At 41.4% G+C, this 21291-nt stretch carries 13 protein-coding genes and 1 pseudogene; 8 read left to right on the forward strand and 6 right to left on the reverse strand.

Going from position 1 to position 21291, the window contains the following annotated elements; translation table 11 throughout:
- The first annotated feature begins 121 nt into the window (after positions 1 to 121).
- From V7K46_RS30040 to V7K46_RS30060, 5 genes are all read left to right on the forward strand, one after another.
- Positions 122 to 5545, forward strand: coding sequence for a trifunctional serine/threonine-protein kinase/ATP-binding protein/sensor histidine kinase (locus V7K46_RS30040; protein WP_335119786.1), 5424 nt, complete (start codon positions 122 to 124; stop codon positions 5543 to 5545).
- 265 nt (positions 5546 to 5810) lie between these two features.
- Positions 5811 to 7076 (forward strand): M16 family metallopeptidase, encoded by a 1266-nt coding sequence (locus V7K46_RS30045; RefSeq protein WP_335119788.1) that lies wholly within the window; start codon positions 5811 to 5813, stop codon positions 7074 to 7076.
- 77 nt (positions 7077 to 7153) lie between these two features.
- A complete protein-coding gene (locus tag V7K46_RS30050; RefSeq protein ID WP_335120011.1) occupies positions 7154 to 8425 on the forward strand; it encodes a M16 family metallopeptidase in 1272 nt (423 codons plus the stop codon).
- A gap of 110 nt (positions 8426 to 8535) precedes the next feature.
- Positions 8536 to 9543, forward strand: coding sequence for a peptidoglycan-binding domain-containing protein (locus V7K46_RS30055; protein ID WP_335119790.1), 1008 nt, complete (start codon positions 8536 to 8538; stop codon positions 9541 to 9543).
- A gap of 369 nt (positions 9544 to 9912) precedes the next feature.
- Positions 9913 to 10266 carry a phage holin family protein gene (locus tag V7K46_RS30060; protein ID WP_335119792.1) on the forward strand — a complete coding sequence of 118 codons (354 nt, stop codon included), beginning with the start codon at positions 9913 to 9915 and terminating at the stop codon, positions 10264 to 10266.
- 5 nt (positions 10267 to 10271) lie between these two features.
- On the opposite strand, the gene V7K46_RS30065 is transcribed toward V7K46_RS30060, so the two are convergent.
- The 3 genes from V7K46_RS30065 to argS form a co-directional block, all read right to left on the reverse strand.
- Positions 10272 to 10775 carry a cobalamin biosynthesis protein gene (locus V7K46_RS30065; protein WP_335119794.1) on the reverse strand — a complete coding sequence of 168 codons (504 nt, stop codon included), beginning with the start codon at positions 10773 to 10775 and terminating at the stop codon, positions 10272 to 10274.
- A gap of 8 nt (positions 10776 to 10783) precedes the next feature.
- Positions 10784 to 11347, reverse strand: a complete 564-nt coding sequence (locus tag V7K46_RS30070) for a Uma2 family endonuclease (protein WP_335119796.1) — start codon at positions 11345 to 11347, stop codon at positions 10784 to 10786.
- Positions 11348 to 11485: 138 nt separating this feature from the next.
- Positions 11486 to 13249, reverse strand: a complete 1764-nt coding sequence (gene argS, locus V7K46_RS30075) for an arginine--tRNA ligase (RefSeq protein WP_335119798.1) — start codon at positions 13247 to 13249, stop codon at positions 11486 to 11488.
- A gap of 590 nt (positions 13250 to 13839) precedes the next feature.
- Between argS and V7K46_RS30085 the strand changes: the two are divergent.
- Positions 13840 to 13929, forward strand: a pseudogene (locus tag V7K46_RS30085) (type II toxin-antitoxin system HicA family toxin); the annotation flags it as partial.
- Positions 13929 to 14153: a type II toxin-antitoxin system HicB family antitoxin gene (locus tag V7K46_RS30090; RefSeq protein WP_335119800.1), complete on the forward strand. Its 225-nt coding sequence runs from the start codon at positions 13929 to 13931 to the stop codon at positions 14151 to 14153. The pseudogene V7K46_RS30085 and the gene V7K46_RS30090, both read left to right, overlap by 1 nt.
- 76 nt (positions 14154 to 14229) lie before the next feature.
- Here the strand turns inward: V7K46_RS30090 and V7K46_RS30095 are convergent, their stop codons facing one another.
- The 3 genes from V7K46_RS30095 to glyS all read right to left on the reverse strand — a co-directional run bounded on the left by V7K46_RS30095 (position 14230) and on the right by glyS (position 18710).
- Complete coding sequence (locus V7K46_RS30095; protein WP_335119802.1) at positions 14230 to 14643, reverse strand: PAN domain-containing protein; 414 nt, start codon at positions 14641 to 14643, stop codon at positions 14230 to 14232.
- A gap of 328 nt (positions 14644 to 14971) precedes the next feature.
- Positions 14972 to 16474 carry a UDP-N-acetylmuramoyl-L-alanine--D-glutamate ligase gene (gene murD / locus V7K46_RS30100; protein ID WP_335119804.1) on the reverse strand — a complete coding sequence of 501 codons (1503 nt, stop codon included), beginning with the start codon at positions 16472 to 16474 and terminating at the stop codon, positions 14972 to 14974.
- Between the two features lie 82 nt (positions 16475 to 16556).
- Complete coding sequence (gene glyS / locus V7K46_RS30105; protein WP_335119806.1) at positions 16557 to 18710, reverse strand: glycine--tRNA ligase subunit beta; 2154 nt, start codon at positions 18708 to 18710, stop codon at positions 16557 to 16559.
- Positions 18711 to 19857: 1147 nt separating this feature from the next.
- On the opposite strand from glyS, the gene V7K46_RS30110 reads away from it, so the two are divergent.
- A complete protein-coding gene (locus V7K46_RS30110; RefSeq protein WP_335119809.1) occupies positions 19858 to 21147 on the forward strand; it encodes a glycosyltransferase family 4 protein in 1290 nt (429 codons plus the stop codon).
- The last annotated feature ends 144 nt before the right edge of the window (positions 21148 to 21291 follow it).

Here is a 21291-nt window from a genome sequence, read left to right on the forward strand (position 1 = left end):
GAATTTGGGAGCTTTAATTATTTAAATTAGTATTACTTTTGTCATTTCATGAGCGAACTGACAGTAAATATTGCCATATTTTTGGGAAACCTAGATACTGAGGTCTCAAGGATTAAGCCGTATGATCAGCATTCCCGGATATCACATTAGCAAAGAACTCTACAACGGTTCTCGAACCTTAGTTTATCGCGCTGATCGCGAAACTGACCAAAAATCTGTGGTGATTAAGCTGATGAAAACTGTTTATCCCAGCTTCAGTGAATTGGTACAGTTTCGTAATCAATTCACCATCGCCAAAAATTTAAATCTACCTGGAATCATCCAAACCTACAGCTTGGAACCCTATCAGAATGGCTATGCGTTAGTGATGGAAGACTTTGGGGGAATTTCTCTCAACCAGTGGCAAGCCAGAGGAGAGAATGGGGGCATGGGGGGAACATCACAAGCTCTAATTGAGTTTTTACTTTTAGCGATCGCTTTGTGTAATGCATTAGATATTCTAATTCGTAATCGGATCATTCACAAAGATATTAAACCTGCCAATGTTTTAATTAATCCAGAAACTAAAGAAGTTAAGTTAATTGACTTTAGTATTGCATCTCTGTTACCACGGGAAACTCAAATCTTGATGAGTTTTAATGTGTTAGAAGGGACACTCGCTTATTTGTCTCCAGAGCAAACTGGACGAATGAATCGGGGAATTGACTACCGGACTGATTTTTATTCTCTAGGCGTAACTTTTTACGAATTACTAACAGGTCAATTACCTTTTAAATCGCACGATCCGATGGAATTAGTACATTGTCATATTGCAAAAAAACCAGAACAATTAAGAGGCAGGGGAGAAGAAGAAATTCCGCAAGTGATTTCAGATATTGTGATGAAATTGATGGCGAAAAATGCCGAAGACCGCTATCAGAGTGCATTCGGGCTTAAATATGATTTAGAAAATTGTTTAGCTCAATTTAAGGAAACAGGGAAAATTGCAAGTTTCCCAATTGCCCAACGGGATGTATGCGATCGCTTCATTATCCCAGAAAAACTCTATGGTCGTGAGCATGAAGTTGAAACTCTGCTAAAAGCTTTTGACCGCGTTACCAACAATCAGACGGAACTAATGTTAATAGCTGGTTTTTCTGGTATTGGTAAAACTGTTTTGGTTAACGAGGTTCACAAACCCATTGTCCGGCAGCGGGGCTACTTCATTAAAGGCAAATTTGACCAATTTAATCGTAATATTCCCTTCTCAGCTTTTGTGCAGGCATTTCGAGACTTCATGGGGCAATTGCTTAACCAAAGTGATGTCCAATTGTCAAGTTTGAAAAATAAAATTTTACAAGTGCTGGGTGATCAGGGGCAAGTTATTCTTGAGGTAATTCCCGAACTAGAACAAATTATTGGTCAACAACTACCTGCAACAGAACTTTTACCAAGTGCAGCCCAGAATCGCTTCAATTTACTCTTCCAAAACTTTATTCAGGTATTCACTACAAAAGAACATCCATTAGTAATTTTCCTGGATGATTTGCAGTGGGCTGATTCTGCATCACTCAAATTGATGCAGTTGTTGATGAGTGAGTCAGGAAGTGGGTCTTTACTTTTAATTGGAGCTTATCGAGATAATGAAGTCTCTACCGCGCATCCATTGATGTTAACTTTAGCGGATATTCGCAAAGCCAATGCCACAATTCACAGCATTACTTTAGCTCCGTTAACTCAAGCCAGTTTAAATCAATTGGTAGTTGATACCTTGAGTTGTTCAGGCAAAATTGCCCAACCTTTAACGCAACTCGTCTATCAAAAAACTCAGGGTAATCCATTCTTTGCAACGCAATTCCTTAAAGCATTGTATGAAGATAGATTGATTACTTTTAATTTTGAGCAAAGGTATTGGCAATGTGATATTGCTGCTGTAAAGGCACTTGCTCTCACCGATGATGTGGTAGAGTTCGTAGCGTTACAATTGCAGAAGTTGCCACCTGAAACGCAAAATGTGTTGAAATTAGCTGCGTGCATTGGCAACCAGTTTGATTTGCTAACCTTAGCAATTGTTTCTGAACAATCTGAAACCGAAACCGCTGCATCTTTATGGAAAGCTTTGCAAGAAGGGTTAGTTTTACCTACTAGTGAAGTTTATAAATTCTTTCAAGATAGTGGGCATAATTCTGACTCCAACCCCTTCAATTATAATTTCCAAATCCCTATCTACAAATTTTTACATGATCGCGTTCAACAAGCTGCCTATTCACTGATTCCAGATGAACAGAAACAATTGACTCATCTTCAAATTGGTCAATTACTCTTGCAAAATACCTCTGAGTCTCAGCAAGAGGAGCGACTTTTTGAGATTGTCAGTCAGTTAAATTCTGGAATAGCGTTAATCAGCCAGCCAACTGAACGTCAACAATTAGCTCAGTTAAATTTGAATGCCGGTCGAAAAGCGAAAGAAGCTACTGCTTATGGTGCAGCAATTCATTACCTCAATTATGGAATGCAGTTGTTGATGATTAATAGTTGGGAAATTGCCTACGATCTGACTCTAAATTTACACGAAGAAGCCGCCGAAGCTGCCTTTCTCAACAATGAATTTGAGCAGATGGAATCTCTTATCCAGGTTGTCATCCAACAAACAACCACCTTACTGGATAGAATAAAAGTTTATGAAGTTCAACTCCAAGCTGATCAGGTGCGGCATCAACCATTCAAAGCGATCGCAACTGGGCGTGAACTTCTCGCTCAACTTGGGGTAACATTACCTGAATCAGTAACACCTTCAGACATTCAGCAATATGTATTAAACACGCTCTCCAGATTGGCAGGCAGAAGTATTAAAGGCTTAGTTAATTTGCCATTGATGGATGATACCGAAGCTTTGGTTGCTTTGCGAATTATGGCTAGCATTGCTCCCGCCATCTACCAAGATTGCTCGTATCTGTTTCCAATTTTTGCTTGCGAGGAAGTGAATTTATCTCTTAAATACGGCAATGCACCACTTTCTGCACCAGGTTATGCAGATTTTGGAATTGTACTTAATGCTTCTAACCAACTGGAGTCAGGCTACGAATTTGGTAAGCTAGCTTTAATGCTTGTAGATAGATTTCAAGCAAAATCTGTTCAAAGCATGACTATATTTAAGGTGGCTGCATTGAATCAATGTAATAAACAACATGTTCGCACCTCAATTAGTTTATTACAGGAATCCCATAATATTGGATTAGAGACAGGCGATTTTTTTCATGTGCTTATATCGATGATTTTCAAGTTCTTCTATGTCTATTTAAGTGGCACAGAATTTTTGGAAATATTGCTAGCAGATATCAAAGCCTATGAGTCTAATTTTGCCAAAAATCAGCGCTTATTAAATTGGTCGAGTATAGTCTGTCAAAGCATTAAAAATCTAACCGAATATAGCAATAATCCAGAGTGCCTCATTGGTGAAGATTGTCAAGAAGAACAACTATTATCTGCGCTTCTCAAAGAAAACGACGAATTTACACTTCATATAATTTTCCTAAGTAAGTTAATACTCAGTTATCTATTTGAGAAATTTCCTGCGGCAGTTGAAAATGCAAATCTGGGAGAGCAATACCTCAACGGTGTGGTAGGAATGCTATCTGTGCCTGTCTTCTACTACTACGATTGTTTATCTCGGCTTGCTGTCTATCCAACGGCTGAACCGTCTCAACAAAAGCAATTACTCTTGAAGGTTGGCGAAAACCAGGAAAAATTGCAGTTTCAAGCCAAATTTGCACCGATGAATTTCCAGCACAAATTTGATTTGGTAGAAGCAGAACGCCATCGGGTTTTAGGCGAAAAGATGGCAGCGATGGAACTATACGATCGCGCCATTTCTCTTGCTAAAGAAAACGAATACATCCAAGAAGAAGCCCTGAGCAATGAACTAGCTGCCAAGTTCTACCTCGACTGGGGCAAAGAAAAAATCGCCCAAGTTTATATGCAAGAAGCTTATTACTGTTATGCCCGCTGGGGTGCTAAAGCCAAAACTGAAGACTTAGAAAAACGCTATCCCCAACTCTTGGCTCCCATCTTACAAGGGCAGGATCATCGCTTTCAACTGAGTTCAACCATAGATGGCTCATCATTCCTACATCAAACCATCCACACAAACCTTTCTAGCAGCAGTATTTCTGAAGCTCTCGATTTTGCCACCATTTTTAAAGTCTCACAAGTTCTCTCCAGTGAAATTCAATTAGAGCAATTGCTCACTACCCTATTGCAAGTGGTGATGGAAAATGCTGGAGCGAAAAAAGCTGCCCTACTTGTACTCCAACAGAATAACTTAGTGGTTAAAGCCGTAGCTACCATCAATGAAGGGGTGACTTTGGTATCTATACCATTCTCAAGCAGCCAAACCATTCCGATCACATTAATAAACTATGTCAAACACAGCTTAAAAACTGTTGTGCTGAATGATGCAACAGCAAAAAACGATTTTATTACCGATCAATATTTCATGCAGCAACAACCCAAAAGTGTGTTGTGTACGCCGATTTTGCATCATGGCCAATTAATCGGGTTACTATATTTAGAAAATAAGTTGACGATTGGCGCATTTACAAGCGATCGCACTGAAGTTATCCAACTGCTATGCGCCCAAGCAGCCATCTCTCTAGAAAATGCTCGTCTTTATCAAGAATCCCAGAATTATGGACAACAGTTAGAGCGATCGCTACAAGAACTCAAGCAAGCCCAACTACAAATGGTGCAAAATGAAAAAATGGCAACCTTGGGCAATTTAGTTGCAGGTGTGGCACATGAAATTAATAATCCCATTGGATTTCTCCAAGGCAGCCTCAACAATGCCCAAGAGTATACTCAAGACTTACTTGCCCATATCCAATACTATCAACAACATCATCCTACTCCTGCGATCGCAGTCATTGAGCATCGCGAAGAAATTGACCTAGAATTCTTGACTGAGGACTTACCAAAGCTCGTAGGCTCGATGAAGGTGGCAAGCGATCGGATTAAAGACATTAGCATCAGTCTTTGCACCTTCTCCAGAGCCGATACAGCCGAAAAAGTCGCTTGCAACCTCCATGAAGGGATTGAGAGTACCCTGTTGATTTTGAAGTATCGCCTCAAAGCTTACGAAAAACGTCCAGCGATTGAAGTCATAACTGAATACGGTAATTTACCGCTTGTCCAGTGCTTTTTAGGACAGCTAAATCAAGTATTTATGAATATCCTCGCTAATGCAATTGATGCCTTAGATACATCCATTGAAGGACTTTCTTTTGCCCAAGCACAAGCCAATCATCAGCAAATACTGATTCACACCGAAGTATCCAGTGACCAACGCACGGTAACAATTCGCATCAAAGATAACGGTCTGGGGATACCAGAGGAGATTAAAGCGCGGATGTTTGACCACCTGTTTACAACTAAAGAGGTTGGGAAAGGAACAGGATTGGGATTAGCGATCGCTCGTCAAATTGTTGAGGAAACCCATGATGGGCGGTTGAGTTGCAATTCTGTGCTTGGCAAAGGAACAGAATTTGTCATTGAGATTCCAGTATCTTAATGGCTACTACTCTAATTTAAAGAAGTAGAAACCTGTAGCTGTATGTTCGCTTATTTTGAGATGGCAAAAAGAATTAATCCTTCTTTGGGACAGGAGTAGAGTAAAACTATTTTCCTCTTAATGGATAACGCTTCCAATTTCTCGGTAGTATGGAGAACAGCGATCGCATAATTCTATAAAATCTGTATAACTTGATTCTAAATCAGGTATCGTTCAGAGTTAAAATGACACAATTGCATTAAATTGTGGTTAAAGCTACAAAAAATTGTTAAAACAACTAACTAATACCTTATTTCCTGCCTCGGTCTTCCGACTAGACAGTGGTTTAACGTTTATTCATCAACAGATTCCTACTACCCCTGTAGTAGTAGCGGATGTTTGGGTGCGGGCTGGAGCCAGCCTAGAGCCAGAACCGTGGTTTGGCATGGCGCACTTTTTAGAACACATGATTTTTAAAGGTACGGCAACGCTACCTCCTGGAATGTTCGATTACAACGTTGAAAACCGGGGTGGTGTGAGTAATGCGGCGACAAGCTATGATTATGCTCATTATTCACTCACTACAGCTGTCCCTTATTTAAAAGATACTCTGCCCTACTTGGGAGAACTACTACTCAATGCGGCAATTCCAGAAGATGAATTTAGCCGCGAACGGGACGTGGTGCTAGAGGAAATTCGCTCTTGTCATGACGATTCCGACTGGATAGGATTCCAAACTCTGATTCAAAGCATCTACCCGGATCACCCTTACGGACGTTCGATACTGGGTACTGAGCAAGAACTGATGCAGCAGTCACCAGAAGCAATGCGCTGTTTTCACCGCGCCCACTATCAGCCAGAAAACATGACAGTAGTAATTGCTGGGGGTATAGCCCAGCAACCAGCTTGGGAAATGGTAAATCGTTCATTTGCTGATTTTGCCGAACGCTCTAATTGTCCGCAGTTTGAGAAAGTAGCAAAGCCAGTGATCACAGGAATTCACCGTCAAGAACTGTGTTTACCACGCATAGAGCAAGCGCGATTGTTAATGGCGTGGCTGGTACCCGGAGTAGAGGAAATCCGCACTAGCTACGGTTTAGATTTGTTGTCGGTGTTATTGGCAGAAGGGCGAACTTCGCGTTTAGTGCGCGATTTGCGAGAAGATTTACAATTAGTACAAGGAATTTGCAGTAGTTTTTCTTTACAACGGGAATCAAGTTTATTTACAATTACTGCCTGGTTAGAACCAGAAAATCTGGAGGAAGTTGAGTCTTTAATTTGCGCTCATTTGGATGATTTGCAGACTAGAGGAATTAGTGAACAGGAACTTGTCCGCACACGCAGGCTGCTGTGTAATGAGTATGCGTTTTCTACTGAAACGCCAAATCAGCTTACAGGGCTTTATGGGTATTACAATACCATCGCCCAAGCTGAATTAGCTGTGACATATCCCCAGCAGATTCAGTCTTTTGATGCCCAAGAATTGCAAAAATTAGCTAAACAATATCTCTCGCCGCAGAATTATGCGGTTACTGTACTTAAACCCTGTTAGTTAATATTTATTTATTAGTCATTTGCGAATGAGTAATAAATATTAACTATTAACAAATGACAAAGGACAAAGGACAAATGACAACCTTGCTGCAAAAATCGCCTATCCATCGCACCATATTGAACAATGGCATTGTCGTGCTGGTGGCAGAAAACCCTGCTGCGGACATCATTGCGGCGCGAATCTTTGTGCGGGCCGGTAGTTGTCACGAAAATCGGGAGCAAGCAGGGTTGGCACATTTACTCTCAGCAGTGATGACAAAGGGATGCGATGGTCTTTCTAGTTTGGAAATTGCCGAAATTGTCGAGTCTGTAGGGGCGAGTTTGAGTGCAGATGCCAGTACTGATTATTTTTTGCTATCTTTCAAGACGGTAACATCTGATTTTGGGGAAATTTTAACATTGGCAGGGCGGATTTTGCGATCGCCTACTTTTCCCGAAACTCAAGTAGAACTAGAACGGCGTTTAGCACTCCAGGATATTCGTTCCCAAAAAGAGCAACCGTTCAATGTCGCCTTTGAACAAATGCGGCAGGTAATGTACCAAAATCATCCTTATGCTATGTCAGTGCTGGGAGATGAAACCACAATGAGCCGCTTAACTCGTGCGGATTTAGTGGAGTATCACCAAACTTATTTCCGTCCAGAGAATGTAGTAATTAGTATTGCTGGTAGAGTCACACCCACAGATGCAGTGGCATTGGTAGAAGAAGTCTTTGGTGATTGGCAAGCGCCAGCCCAAGCACTGCCAATACTGAATTTACCTGAGATTAGGGTGGAACCACAGGTAAGGCTGAAGCCAGTACAGACACAACAATCAATCGTGATGCTTGGTTATTTGGGAACATCAGTGAGTTCTGTTGACTACGCCCCACTGAAGTTGCTGTGTACCTACCTGGGAAATGGGCTTTCTAGTCGCTTGTTTGTCGAATTGCGGGAAAAACGCGGTTTAGCTTACGAAGTATCCGCCTTTTACTCCACAAGGCTATTTCCAGCCTCCTTTGTGGTTTACATGGGTACAGCACCGGAAAATACCAGCATTGCCCTAGAGGGACTGCGGACAGAAGTAGATTTATTGTCTAGCGATGAAGTATCCGAAAGCGCACTCCAAGCTGCTAAAAATAAGATATTGGGGCAGTACGCCTTGGGTAAACAAACGAACGGGCAAATTGCTCAGATATACGGCTGGTATGAAATTTTGGGCTTAGGAATTGATTTTGACACAAAGTTCCAAGAATTGATTGCGGCTGTGAGTGCCAAGGATGCGATCGCCGCAGCTTGTAAATATTTAAAATCACCTTACTTGTCTTTAGTTGGTCAAGAAGAAGCAATTAATCGAGCGATCGCCTAACTGAAAATGTGCGTTGGCGTAGCCCGTCGGAGACATCGTAAAATGCAGCAGCTGTTTTTTAGACCAAGCGGCTGTACCATTAGCATGAGAATATTCTGGGAGTAAATTCCATGCAAAGCAGCCTGACAGCAAGTATTTTGAGTTACTTAAAATTACTAGACCCAACTGTAAATCGCTGTAGAATGGAAAAACGGCAAAAGGGTTGGTGGCCAAAGAGGTCTAAATCTTTATCAACCATTGAAATACTCTTGTTCTCCACTACGCCTCTGCTTATTGCCTCAACGGCTGTAGTATCGATAGCCGCACCACAAAAAATTGCCCAAGTAAATCCTGGAGATAGCATCAACCGCCCTACCCTTAAAGTTGGTAGCCAAGGCGAACGTGTGTCTGAACTTCAGGCAGCTCTAAAACTTTTGGGTTTTTATTCTGGTGCAGTAGATGGTACATATAGTGAGAATACCGCCAGTGCTGTTTCCCGGTTTAAACAAGCAGCTGGCTTGAATCCAGATGGTGTTGTTGATGCCAGCACTTGGCAACGACTTTTCCCTAAGGAATCGGTAGTAGCATCAACCGTCCCTTCATCCCAGCCAAGATTAAACTCAGCGACAAATTTTCCTGTTCCAACCCAGGCTAGCAAACTCACCAACGTTGCAAATCCTAGTCCCAATCCCCCAAGACCAGCTGTAACACAAGTTGCGACTAGCCCTACAAAACCTACTACCCCAAGAAAAGCTGCAACACAACCTGTGACCAACCCTGAGCCAAGACCTGCTACCCCAAGAAAAGCTACAACTTCAAGGACACAGAAAACGCCGAATCGCACGACATCAACTACTCAAACTCAGTCAAACACAACTACTAACCGAACCCCTGGTGTTCAATATACCTCAGAAGGATTGCCAATTTTGCGTATAGGGTTACGTGGTTCTGAAGTTGTTAAGTTACAACAACAACTGAAAAAGCTTGGTTTCTTGAAAGGCGATGCCGATGGAGACTTTGGCGTGACAACCGAAGTAGCTGTCAAAGCAGCACAAAAGCGCTATGGATTAGAAGCTGACGGTGTAGTTGGTGGCTCTACGTGGGAGGTTCTTTTACGGCGATCGCCCCAACAACGTTAGGCTGAGATTAAAGTTGCTACCCACTAGAGTGCAATTTTGCTAGTTCCCTTAATGACTTTGGAACTTGTTAGTGCTACATACCCTCTTTTAGGTACAGAGGTTTCTCTCAGTCGAGAAACCTCTGTAGGAATTTTGCTACTCATATTATTTTTGATGAATTTAATTCGTGGTACATCCTGCAATACGATAAAGATATCTTGATTGAAAGTATCTCTCTATGCGATCGCTGAAAAATTACATTGCTTTTGAGCTGATAAGAGAGTACAGCAACTTTAGGAGCTAGATACAACTACGCTTGATGGTGTTAGAGATTACAACTGGCAATAGTCAAATTAATTAAACTTACTGCTAATTCCTCTAAAAAAACTTATGCAACACTTTTTATTAACTTGGCTTGGTACTGCGGTGGCGTTATTGATCACTTCTAAAATCGTTGATGGCTTTATTGTCAATAATTTTGTTGTAGCCCTTGTGGCCGCACTGGTTATCGGGCTAGTTAATGCATTTATCAGACCAATTTTGCGTCTTTTGACATTTCCTATTACCTTACTCACCTTTGGTTTATTTACATTTGTAATCAACGCCTTAACCCTTTGGCTGGCAAGTGGACTAACTCCTGGTTATGGTTTTGAGATTAAGGGCTTTTTACCTGCTTTGTTAGGTTCAATTGTGCTAGCAATTGTTTCTAGCATAATTAACTATTTATTGAGAGTTGCTGACTAGAAAAATTAGTAAATTGTAATACTCATATTTGAAGCTTGGGCAACAGCTAGGGTTACCGCTCCTGGTTGCCCTTGTAGCTGGAAAATTCGTTTAGGAACTAAGAACCTCACCCGCAATTCTCCTATGCTTGCAAAGGAGAAAACAGTCAACGATGTGAGTTGAGCAGCCGCAAGAATAGCAGCTGCCTCTGCTACGCTAGGTGTACCTACTTTGTGGTCGGTAATTGTGGCAGGGTTGGGGACACAGACAGAGCGAAGGATTTCCGTAGAAAAGGTTTTTAGCGGCAAATTGCGTAGGCGACAAAGTTGTACTAAGCCAACTTCTGAAGCTTTAGTGTCAATAGTAGCAATTCCTGCGATCGCACTTTGAAAAAGTTGATTTTCTTGAAAGACTTGCTCAATTGCCCGATCAATCAATTGCCATGAGGTTCCCCGTTTACAACCGATTCCTACCCAGAAAATCTGTTGCACTTGGTCTATTTGCTTATTCTGTTCGTCAGGCTTTGACATGCTTGGATTTACTCTAACAACCAACCGAATAAATCTTTTACTGTCAGCCTCAACTCACTTGCAAAATCTGGCACAGGGAGTAAAGCTTCTAGTTCATCCAACATAATTGGCTGTTGATTGCGGATGTACACAAATACCGTTTGTTCTTCTGGATCAATCAGCCAACCCATTTGTGTTTCATAATTCAGGCAATGTAAAATATTTTTTGTAACTTTCGTTTGTCTTTGGTCAGGTGATAGAATCTCAATAGTCCAATCGGGAGCTGCTGAAAATAAATTTGCTACCCTGCCATTTTCTTTTCGAGGTATTCTATCCCAAGTAAATACTGCTACATCCGGGACAATTGATCTGCCACCAAATGTACACCGCAGTTCTGGATATGCTCGTGCCGCTTTTCGAGGTTTCAAGACAGCATTAATAAAAATAATCAGTTCACCTTGAATAGTGCTATGTTCTCCCTGTGCCATAGGTTTCTCAATAATTTTTCCATCGATGTATTCACTAGCGGGCTTCGTTTCTGGTAACATTAGAAACTCTGCCAAAGTTATATTTTTTGATGGTGTCCGTACCATTTGCGATCGCCTCCAAGTCCAGCAATTCTAATTAACCAACTGCAAAGTACACAAAGAAAAAATCAGCTTTAACTTAACTCTTACTCTGCGTACTTTTGCGTTACCTCAACATACCTTTGCGTTAAAAAAATAAATATATTACATTCTCTCCAATACCTGAATTCCCAACAAAGATAGTCCCAACTTCAGGGTTTTAGCAGTCAAATCACATAAAACCAGGCGAGATGTTCGCTGTGGTTCCTGTGCATCCAACACCTGAACTCCCTGATTGCGGTCATAAAACTGATTAAACTTCTTACTCAGTTCGTACAAATACTCACATAAACGATTAGGTAGCAAGTCTTGCTCTACACTACTAATAACTTCATCCAGTTGAAGTAAATATTTTGCCAGCGCTAATTCTGTTTCATGCTGCAACAGGACAGCATTGTTTCCCAACTCCTCAAAGTTAATATCACCCTTGCGGCTAATCCCCTGAATCCGCGCATAAGCATACAGCATATAGGGCGCTGTATTGCCTTTGAAATCCAGCATTTTGTCGTAGTTGAAAATGTAGTTACTGGTGCGATTTTGGCTTAAGTCTGCATATTTAACTGCACTGATCCCAATTACTTTAGCAACTTCATTAATGAATTCTTCAGTTTCTTGGCGTTCTTCTTCTTGTAATCTAGTTTTTAGGTCAGCATGGGCACGAGAAACAGCTTCATCTAATAAATCCCGCAACCGTACACTGTCTCCAAAACGAGTTTTGATTTTCTTACCATCTTCCCCTAACACTAACCCAAAGGGCACATGCACTAATTCCATATCATCGGGAATCCAGCCAGCTTTACGTGCTACCTGGAAAAATTGGGCAAAGTGATTTCCTTGTCCAGCATCTGTTACATAAATTATCCGTTTTGCTTCATCCTGCTGAATCCGGTAGCGGAGGGATGCTAAATCTGTTGTGGCGTAGTTATAACCGCCATCTGATTTCTGCACAATTAAGGGCAAAGGTTCACCTTCTCTATTTGTAAATCCTTCCAGAAAAACGCATTTTGCCCCTTGATTTTCTACCAGTAACCCAGATTTTTCTAAATCTTCCACAACGCCAGGTAGTAAGGAGTTGTAGAAAGATTCACCCCGTTCAATTATCTCAACATCTAGCAAGTCATAAATTATTTGAAATTCCCGCCGCGACTGTTCGCACAGCAATTTCCAAGCATGGAGTGTATCTTCTGCACCTGCTTGTAATCTAACAACTTCTTGCCGTGCCGTTTCTTGAAAAGCTGCATCTGTATCAAACCGTAGTTTGGCTTTGCGGTAAAAAGTGACTAAATCACCAATATCTAAAGCATTAGCGGTGGTAAGCGCGTCTGGGTAGACTTCCCGGAGATAGGCGATTAACATGCCAAACTGTGTACCCCAATCACCCACATGATTTAACCGCAAGACATCGTGTCCTTGAAATTCTAAAATCCGGGCGATAGAATCACCAATAATTGTAGAACGCAAGTGTCCAACATGCATTTCTTTGGCAATGTTTGGACTAGAAAAATCCACAATTTCCCGCTTGGGCGTTTTTGCAGCTGGGACTCCCAACCGGGGATCAGTTTGAATCGCATTGAGTTGGGCTTCTAAGTATACCGTTTTCAGTTTTAGATTGATAAATCCTGGCCCAGCGATTTCTGGCGGTTCGCAGATTTCGGATACATCTAGTTTCTCAACGATCGCTTGTGCGATCGCTCTTGGTTGCAATCCTAACTTTTTACTCAGGGATAAAGCCACATTCGCCTGATAATCACCAAATTTAGGATTGCTAGCAGAAACCAAAATTGGATCTACTCCAGCGAAGTCAGCGCCAAAAGCCGTAACTATTGCCTGTTCAAGCTGAACTTTTAGTTTTTCTTGTGTAGCGTTCATATATAAATTTTATCTGTGAGAGAGATGATGTAACTCTGGAAAAGCTTGATTATTCACTTTAGCAATCTGGAGATTGTGAAGAGAGATAAAAAATCAACATGCTGCTTGCAAAAGTATCTTTTTTGACAAAACTGCGTCTAGCTGACCATATTTTGGACTTTCAAGTCTTCATGCGCTACGAGGTCGCTAGACATAAATAATAACCTTGCTATTTTTACAGCAAAGTTTTAACGCTGGCGACTTACCTTGAAGCGTTTTCGAGCCAATTTATTTCTAAACTATCACAGGCATTGCTAAAAACTCAACTGCCCCAACGGTTTGATTGGGCTGCGTTTCCAGTAGAAAGGTGCGTTACACTTCGTTAACGCACCCGATAAAATATTCCCCATATGAGGAAATTTCCCAAAAATAGGAAATCTGATTGACTTTGGATTTCTCAATTAGCGATATCTGTAACAGAAATTTAGACTCTACAGATAAGTATTAGCATGAAAGTACGCGAAGTCATTAAACGACTATAAGCTGATGCTTGGTATCTTGCTAGAACCAAAGGTAGTCATCGACAGTTCAAACATCCAGATAAATCCAGTACTGTAACAGTGTCTGGTAAGCCAAATGTGGATGTGCCAATTGGTACTCTTAAAAATATCTGGAGACAAGCTCAATTGGAGGAAGACTGATGCGTTATACAGTTGTGATTGAAAAGGGAGAAACTAGCTACGGCGCTTATGTCCCTGATTTGCCAGGTTGTGTCGCTGTGGGTGAAACTTTAGAAGAAGTCAAGCAAATGATTGCAGAAGCTATTGAATTTCATCTAGAAGGAATGCTAGAAGATGGTTTACCTATTCCTAAACCTACAAGCATCGCTCATGAGGCTGAAGTTGCAAACTACATCAAAACATGATTATAGAAAATCACTCAATTAGCACTAAACAATCCTCTTAATACACTGTGGCAGAAGTTTGCACCGCACTTTTCGCTTACAATTTCACACCGGATACACAGCAGCTATTTGGTGTTGATGCTGGTGCTACAGATTTTAAATAACAAACAGCACTAGTACCTTGTACTCCTGGTCGAACATAGGTATAAGCACTACACCTATTATCATTAATACAAAACTGCTGGCAATCTGAAGCGGATGCTGAAGTCGGAAAATGTGTGTAATCGCTACCTCCTCTATCTCTACCAAATTCAGCGGTTACGACATAACGTGGAATAGTGGTTGAGAGTGGAGCAACTTGAGCTGTGGCAGGTTGAGCCAATGGTATGAAGTTTAGGGACGTACTAAAACCTAAAATTAACAAAAGTGCCAACCCAAAAAATATAATACTTCTTGGGAAAACAAAAATTTTCTTTGCATATTGCCAAGCTGTAACCATTTTTAATTTCATAAATCTCTCCTTACTACACAGTAGACATCTCCAGAAATTAAATATGCGTCAGGCAGAATCTTTGTAGAGTCGTTACATGGAACATCTCTACATTCTTTTTCACCAAATGTCTAGTATTAAACGAATTCGCAATGACGCTCTTACGTCGCTAACACAATTACATTTTGTAACGGTGATTTTAATTGGGGATCAAAAAGTGCTGCCTGTAGAGCCAGGGGGATTATCCCCCCAACTTTGTTAATATCTGCTAGTTAGAATATAGTTATTTACTACCAAATACAAAAATTGTTAATGATTTTACATAATTCATTCAGTGTCTAGCTTGCAGCTAGACACTGAATGAATTAGGCAGGGGAGATGAAAGAATCGAGTTGTATTGAAGCTTCTCTGCTTGCGCCCAATCAAGGCACAATTGACGGAAACGATCGCCCCGCACCTCAAAATTCGGGTACTGGTCGAAACTCGCGCAAGCTGGAGATAGCAACACCACACGCGCTTCATACTCCTTAGCTAATTCCGCCGCTCTAGGAACTGCCCTTTCCATAGTTTCCACAATATGGTAAGAATAATACCCCACTTGTTGGAGGCGTTGGGCAAATGTGGGTGCAGCAGAGCCAATCAATAAAACAACAGCAGCTTTAGTTTGAATTTGTGCTAGCCAGCCAGTATCATCACCTGCTTTAGCTTCTCCACCAGCAATTAAAATCACTGGACTTTTCACGGATGCTAAACCAACTTCCGCAGCATCATAGTTAGTGGCTTTGCTATCGTTAATGAAATCAATACCTTCCCAAGTGCAGATATGCTCCAAACGATGAGCAACACCGGGGAATTCAACAATAGCACGTGCGATCGCATCACGATTAATTCCCGCTAATCTTGCCGTTGCTACTGCCATCAACAGATTTTGCTGATTATGTTCTCCTACCATTCGCAAAGTGGATACTTTCACAATCGGTTCTGGTGCAGAGGTTGCACTCAACTTTTCCACAACCCAGTCGTCTTCGATGTAAAAGCCTTTTTCGCTAATCAGGAAATTTTTTCCTTTCACACTTGTCCAATAGGCATTAGGCCAAGCACTTAAACCTAACTTGCTCAAGTAGGCATCATCGCCATTAAATACTTGCAACTCCGACTGGCGTAATAACTTGGCTTTGATGTTGTAATAGTTCTCTAAAGTCTGATGGCGACTAAGATGATCCGGCGTGAAAGTTGTCCAAACACCGATACGTGGTGCAAGAGAACTGGAAGATTCTACTTGATAGCTGCTAATTTCCGCAATCACCCAATCAATACAATTTTGGATTTTAGGTCGCACCTTTGGTGCGCTTCCAGCGCAACTTTGATTTTGGATTGGAGTTTCTGTCCCTGTCCTGCAAGATAGGGCAACTTCACAAGCGGCGTAGCCAATGTTACCGCAGGCGGGCGCATCTAATTCTGCTGCTTGGAAAATGGCAGCAATTAAAGCTGTGGTAGTAGTTTTCCCATTAGTGCCAGTAATTCCTACCCAAGGTAGCGAGCGCAAATTTCGCCAAGCGAGTTCCATTTCCCCAATGGTTTCAATACCTAATTGGCGTGCCTTAATTAATACGGGAATATCCCAAGGCACACCAGGACTAACGACTATTAATTGGGGTAAATTAGCACCATTCAATTCTAGGGATTGGCCTAGTTTAACGGTTATTTGCTCGGCAGCAAGTTGTTGTTGTTGTTGTAGGAGGGTTTCGGAGGTGTTGCCATCACTTAGCTCTACCTCCCAACCTTCCCGTTTCAACAATCTTGCCGCAGCAACACCGGACTTTCCTAATCCAATTACAGTAGCTCTAGGCATAGATTGCAGCAGAGTCCCTGGTTAAGCACTCCCTATAGTAGCGTCTATCGGCAAAAATTACACAACTTTTTGTTGACCTACGCTACAGATTTTTGACGATCGCACCAAAATCAGCTAGAACACGGGCATGATTGCGAACTAGTCCCAGCAGATGTAATCGATTCCGCTTCACTTCTGGATCGGAATCCATAACTAGAACGCTATCCGGGCCATCAAAGAAGTTACTAACTGTCGGAGCAATTTTTGTTAATGCTGCTACTAACAGTTGATAATTTCGTGTCTGCTGTGCTGCTTGAGTTTGGGGTACTGAATCGATTAAGGCATTATACAAAGCTATCTCAGAGGGCTTTTGGAATAATTCTTGACGAACTACGGCTGTCGGTTCTAGCTGTTTTGTATCCAAATCACCTTGCGCGGCTAATCGTGTGGAACGGTTAACGGTTTCGTAGATGTTATCTAAGGTACTGTCGTTGCGGATTTGTTGTAGATATAAGGCGCGATCGCGTACATCCAATAAATCCTTTAACGTCCGTTCTGTGTATTCTGGATCATTGTCACCCAGAACAGCATTTACTAAGTCGTAATCAATTTGTTTTTCTTCTTGTAATAAAGTGCGGATGCGTTGTAAGAAAAACTCTTGTAATGCTGTGGTTAATGATGCCTGATTTTTATGATATTTTGCTGCAAAATCTGTTGCTATCTGCTCCAATAAACTCTCTAAATTTATCGGCAAATTATAAAACCAAGTAATTTTAACTACAGCATTGGCAGCCCGGCGCAAGGCGAAGGGATCAGACGAGCCAGAGGGAATTAAACCTAAACCAAAGATACTCACTAAAGTATCTAATCTATCTGCCAAACCGACAATTTGACCCGTGAGTGTTTCGGGTAAAATATCACCGGCTCCCGTTGGCAAATAATGTTGAAAAATTGCCTTTGCTACTTCGGCATCTTCACCACTGGCTAAGGCATATTTTTCTCCCATTATCCCTTGTAATTCAGGGAATTCATACACCATTTGGGTAACCAAATCGGCTTTACATAATAAAGCAGCGCGTTGGATTCTTTGGCTTTGGTCTTCTTCTAATTTTAATTGGCTGGTTATTCGCTCGGCAATCTTGACTACTCTATCTACCTTGGCACGCAACGAACCCAATTCTTCTTGAAAAGTGACTTTTTCTAACTGGGGTAAAAAGCTATCTATTGGCTTAGTTAAATCAGCTTCATAGAAAAATCTCCCATCAGCTAATCTGGCACGAATTACCCTTTCATTCCCGACAGCAACAATATCTGATTTATGGGGATCACCGTTAGAAATGGTGATGAAATTAGGCAATAATTCTTGCTCAAAACTACCTGGTTTGAATATAGGAAAATAACGCTGATGAGTAACCATGACTTCAGTAATTACTTCAGTCGGTAATTCTAAAAATTCTGGTTCAAATTTTCCAACAACTGCGGAAGGATGTTCTACAAGGTTGGTTACTTCTTCTAATAAATCGGGGTAAATTAGTGTATACCCGCCTAAATTCTCTACTACTGCCTCTACTTGCTTTCTAATAACATTTGCTCGTTCTTCTGAGTCAACGGTGACATAGGCAGATTTGAGGGTGGTAACATAATCAGTCGCTTGGGCAATTGTCACAGGCTCAGGATGCAAGACACGATGACCTTGAGAAATGCGATCGCTCTGGATCGTTTTAGAACCATTCACTAATTCTAGAGGCAGCACCGTCTCATCTAACAAAGCTACTAGCCAGCGAATTGGTCGGGAAAACCTCGCATCCCCATTCCCCCAACGCATCAACCGCTTACCTTCTAAACCCCAAATCCACTGAGGTACAAGTTCTGTCAAAATTTCTGCTACAGGACGGCCGGGAATTCTTTTTTGCACAAAGACAAATTCCCCTTTCTCAGTAGGGCGAACAAACAGCGCATCCAGTTCCACACCTTGCTTTTTGGCAAAGCCTGCTGCTGCTGCTGTCGGCTGACCATCTTTAAAGGCGGCTTGAGCGGGGGGCCCTTTAATTTCTTCTTCTCGGTCTGGTTGCTGAGATGGTAGACCTTTAATCAATACCGCCAGCCGGCGGGGAGTACCGTACACCTGGACACTTTCGCCCTTGAGGCTGTTTGCTTGCAGGCTTTGGGGAATGCGCTCCCGCCATTGCACTAAAGCATCACTGACAAAACTTGCAGGTAGTTCTTCTGTACCAACTTCTAATAGAAACCCAGGCATAGGACACTGTTTTCAACTTTGCGTAGCTCAACTTTATCAGTTATTATCAAGCGATCGCTCGTGATTTTTACGGTAACTAGAGTTTAGATGCTTCTTGTGAATCTATAACTATGTATCATCTTTACTCAACATCCAGAAATAACCGTAAACAGTTGACCAAGCTGGAAAATCACTTAGCAAACCTTGCCAGATACATCCCTAAAAAGGATAAAGTCGAGCTTAGGTTTGTTAAATAGACTTGGCATTTTCTCCAAAACTTCACAAAAAAAGTATTTCTATTCATTGATTTATTACATTTGCTGCCGTAATTTCATGCAGTATTTACTTATACATATTTCTCTCGTAAATTGAGTGTTGTTTATAAATTGATATCTGCATGATGTTAATTAACTTTGGAGTTCTGACAATGAAAAAGATTTTCGCCTATGAAGCTACGGAGGACGCTAGTGTTGAAAAGTTAGTGCCTTTGAACTACTCAAAAAAGTGAGATACTGACTAATGAATCCAATACTGATGACTTAGTTCAAAATACTTTATGTGCCACTTTACAAGCTGGAATGTGGGTTTCATGCACGAGATGAAATACAATGCTACAATCACTTAAGTGTAAATTTAAGCATTAAATTCACTTTTAACAAAACAGAATTCAGGAGTCAGTAGCCAGAATTATCCAATTTAATTCTGTGTGATTGGCGGATGAATAAACGGCTTTAAGTCCCCCACCAAATTTTCAATTTGGTGGTCTACAATTAGCGCAAAGTCAGAGCGGAGACTTCCTCTGTAGACGCCTTGCGGCTTGCCGCAGGCATCTAAACTTTGTAAGAAAGTGGTGGGTCTGAATCCCTGACTATATTGATTCTGTATTCTTCAAATTAGTGAAAACTTATCATGCGTATGGTAAGAAACTTAAATCAGTCAACAATTATCAGTGAACACTGGTAATTGGTAACTAATAACTAATAATTAATAATTGATAACTCTTAAAATTCACCATAAAAAGTTTTCAACAGTCTTGATTGCAATTGTGATTTCAAAAAATCATAACCTGCTCATAACCAAAATTAAGTAATAAAAGTAGCAGCGCCTACTGAAATTAGCAATAAATCCGCTCATCTCAGGCTGTCTTCACGAAATTCACAAATAGCTCATGCACATTCTGATCTATTCCTACAATTATCATCCAGAGCCGATTGGAATTGCTCCCTTAATGACTGAATTGGCAGAAGGACTAGTAAAGCGAGGTCACCAAGTGCGGGTGATTACCGGAATGCCCAACTATCCTCAGCGCGAAATTTACGATGAGTATCGGGGTAAATGGTACGTTACTGAACAAAAAAATGGTGTCACCATTCAACGAAGTTACCTCCGAATTAAGTCTAAACCTAACCTCGTAGATCGGCTGTTACTGGAGTTAAGCTTTGTTTTTACGAGCTTACCCCAAGCCTTTAAAGGTGGACGCCCCGATGTGATTATCTTAACAGTTCCGCCTCTACTAGCTACGTTACCAGCAACAATATTTGGTTGGTTATACAACTGCCCCGTAGTTCTGAATGTGCAAGATATTCTACCAGAAGCTGCCGTGCGTATTGGGCTATTGAAAAATAAGTGGATGATCCGAACTCTTGCAGCCCTAGAGAAATTTGCATATCGGACTGCACACACTATTAGTGTCATTGCCGATGGGTTTCGTGAGAATTTAGTGAATAAAGGAGTACCTGTTAATAAAATCGTTTGTATTCCCAATTGGGTAAATGTAAATTTCATCCGCCCTTTAGCGAAAGAGAACAACTCCTGGATATCTAGCCATCAGCTCGATGGTAAATTCGTAGTCCTTTATTCGGGCAATATTGCTCTAACGCAAGGTTTAGAAACAGTAATAGAAGCAGCACTTTGCTTACGTCATATCAGGGAGATTGTCTTTGTCATCGTTGGCGAATCAATAGCATTGCAAAGGTTGCAGGAATATTGTCTATTAAATGGAGCAGATAATGTTTTGCTGCTACCGTTGCAGTCGCGAGAAAAACTACCCGAAATGCTAGCAGCATCTGATGTAGGGCTGATTGTGCAAAAGCGCAATGTGATTTCGTTCAATATGCCTTCAAAAATACCACTACTGCTGGCGAGTGGTCGGCCGATTGTGGGTTCAGTTCCTGCCACTGGTACTGCTGCTAAAGCAATCCAACTCAGTGGTGGTGGGATAATTGTTGAGCCAGAATCACCCGATGCAATGGCTGCTGCGGTGCATGATTTATATGCTAATCCTGCTCTAGGGGCGAGGCTAGGTCATACAGGAAGACAGTTTGCCGAAGAAAACTATTCTTTGGAGCAAGCACTTGATCGCTATGAGTGGCTCCTTTCTCATATTCTTGCTAACCGAAAATCAACTGTGGGGATCTTGCCGAAATTGGATTCTAAAAAATCAGTTGTGGATGGTTGAAGGGCATGGGGCATTGGCCAAACAGGGCATTGGGCATTGCTGGCTCGGCTACACATACAAAACCCTAATTAGGGAAAATTAAATCACCCATTTGGGTGAGTTAAAAATCAACCGATCGGGTGACCTAAGTGTAGGAAGTTAAGA

The sequence above is a fragment of the Nostoc sp. genome, assembly GCF_036917395.1.
Lineage (GTDB): Bacteria > Cyanobacteriota > Cyanobacteriia > Cyanobacteriales > Nostocaceae > Nostoc.

Excerpts from the sequence above, each read along its gene's own strand:
- V7K46_RS30055 (WP_335119790.1), top strand. The coding sequence starts at position 8,536 with ATGCAAAGCAGCCTGACAGCAAGTATTTTGAGTTACTTAAAATTACTA.
- V7K46_RS30065 (WP_335119794.1), bottom strand. The coding sequence starts at position 10,775 with ATGTCAAAGCCTGACGAACAGAATAAGCAAATAGACCAAGTGCAACAG.
- glyS (WP_335119806.1), bottom strand. The coding sequence starts at position 18,710 with ATGCCTGGGTTTCTATTAGAAGTTGGTACAGAAGAACTACCTGCAAGT.
- V7K46_RS30095 (WP_335119802.1), bottom strand. The coding sequence starts at position 14,643 with ATGAAATTAAAAATGGTTACAGCTTGGCAATATGCAAAGAAAATTTTT.
- V7K46_RS30050 (WP_335120011.1), top strand. The coding sequence starts at position 7,154 with ATGACAACCTTGCTGCAAAAATCGCCTATCCATCGCACCATATTGAAC.
- argS (WP_335119798.1), bottom strand. The coding sequence starts at position 13,249 with ATGAACGCTACACAAGAAAAACTAAAAGTTCAGCTTGAACAGGCAATA.
- V7K46_RS30040 (WP_335119786.1), top strand. The coding sequence starts at position 122 with ATGATCAGCATTCCCGGATATCACATTAGCAAAGAACTCTACAACGGT.
- V7K46_RS30070 (WP_335119796.1), bottom strand. The coding sequence starts at position 11,347 with ATGGTACGGACACCATCAAAAAATATAACTTTGGCAGAGTTTCTAATG.
- V7K46_RS30090 (WP_335119800.1), top strand. The coding sequence starts at position 13,929 with ATGCGTTATACAGTTGTGATTGAAAAGGGAGAAACTAGCTACGGCGCT.
- murD (WP_335119804.1), bottom strand. The coding sequence starts at position 16,474 with ATGCCTAGAGCTACTGTAATTGGATTAGGAAAGTCCGGTGTTGCTGCG.
- V7K46_RS30060 (WP_335119792.1), top strand. The coding sequence starts at position 9,913 with ATGCAACACTTTTTATTAACTTGGCTTGGTACTGCGGTGGCGTTATTG.
- V7K46_RS30110 (WP_335119809.1), top strand. The coding sequence starts at position 19,858 with ATGCACATTCTGATCTATTCCTACAATTATCATCCAGAGCCGATTGGA.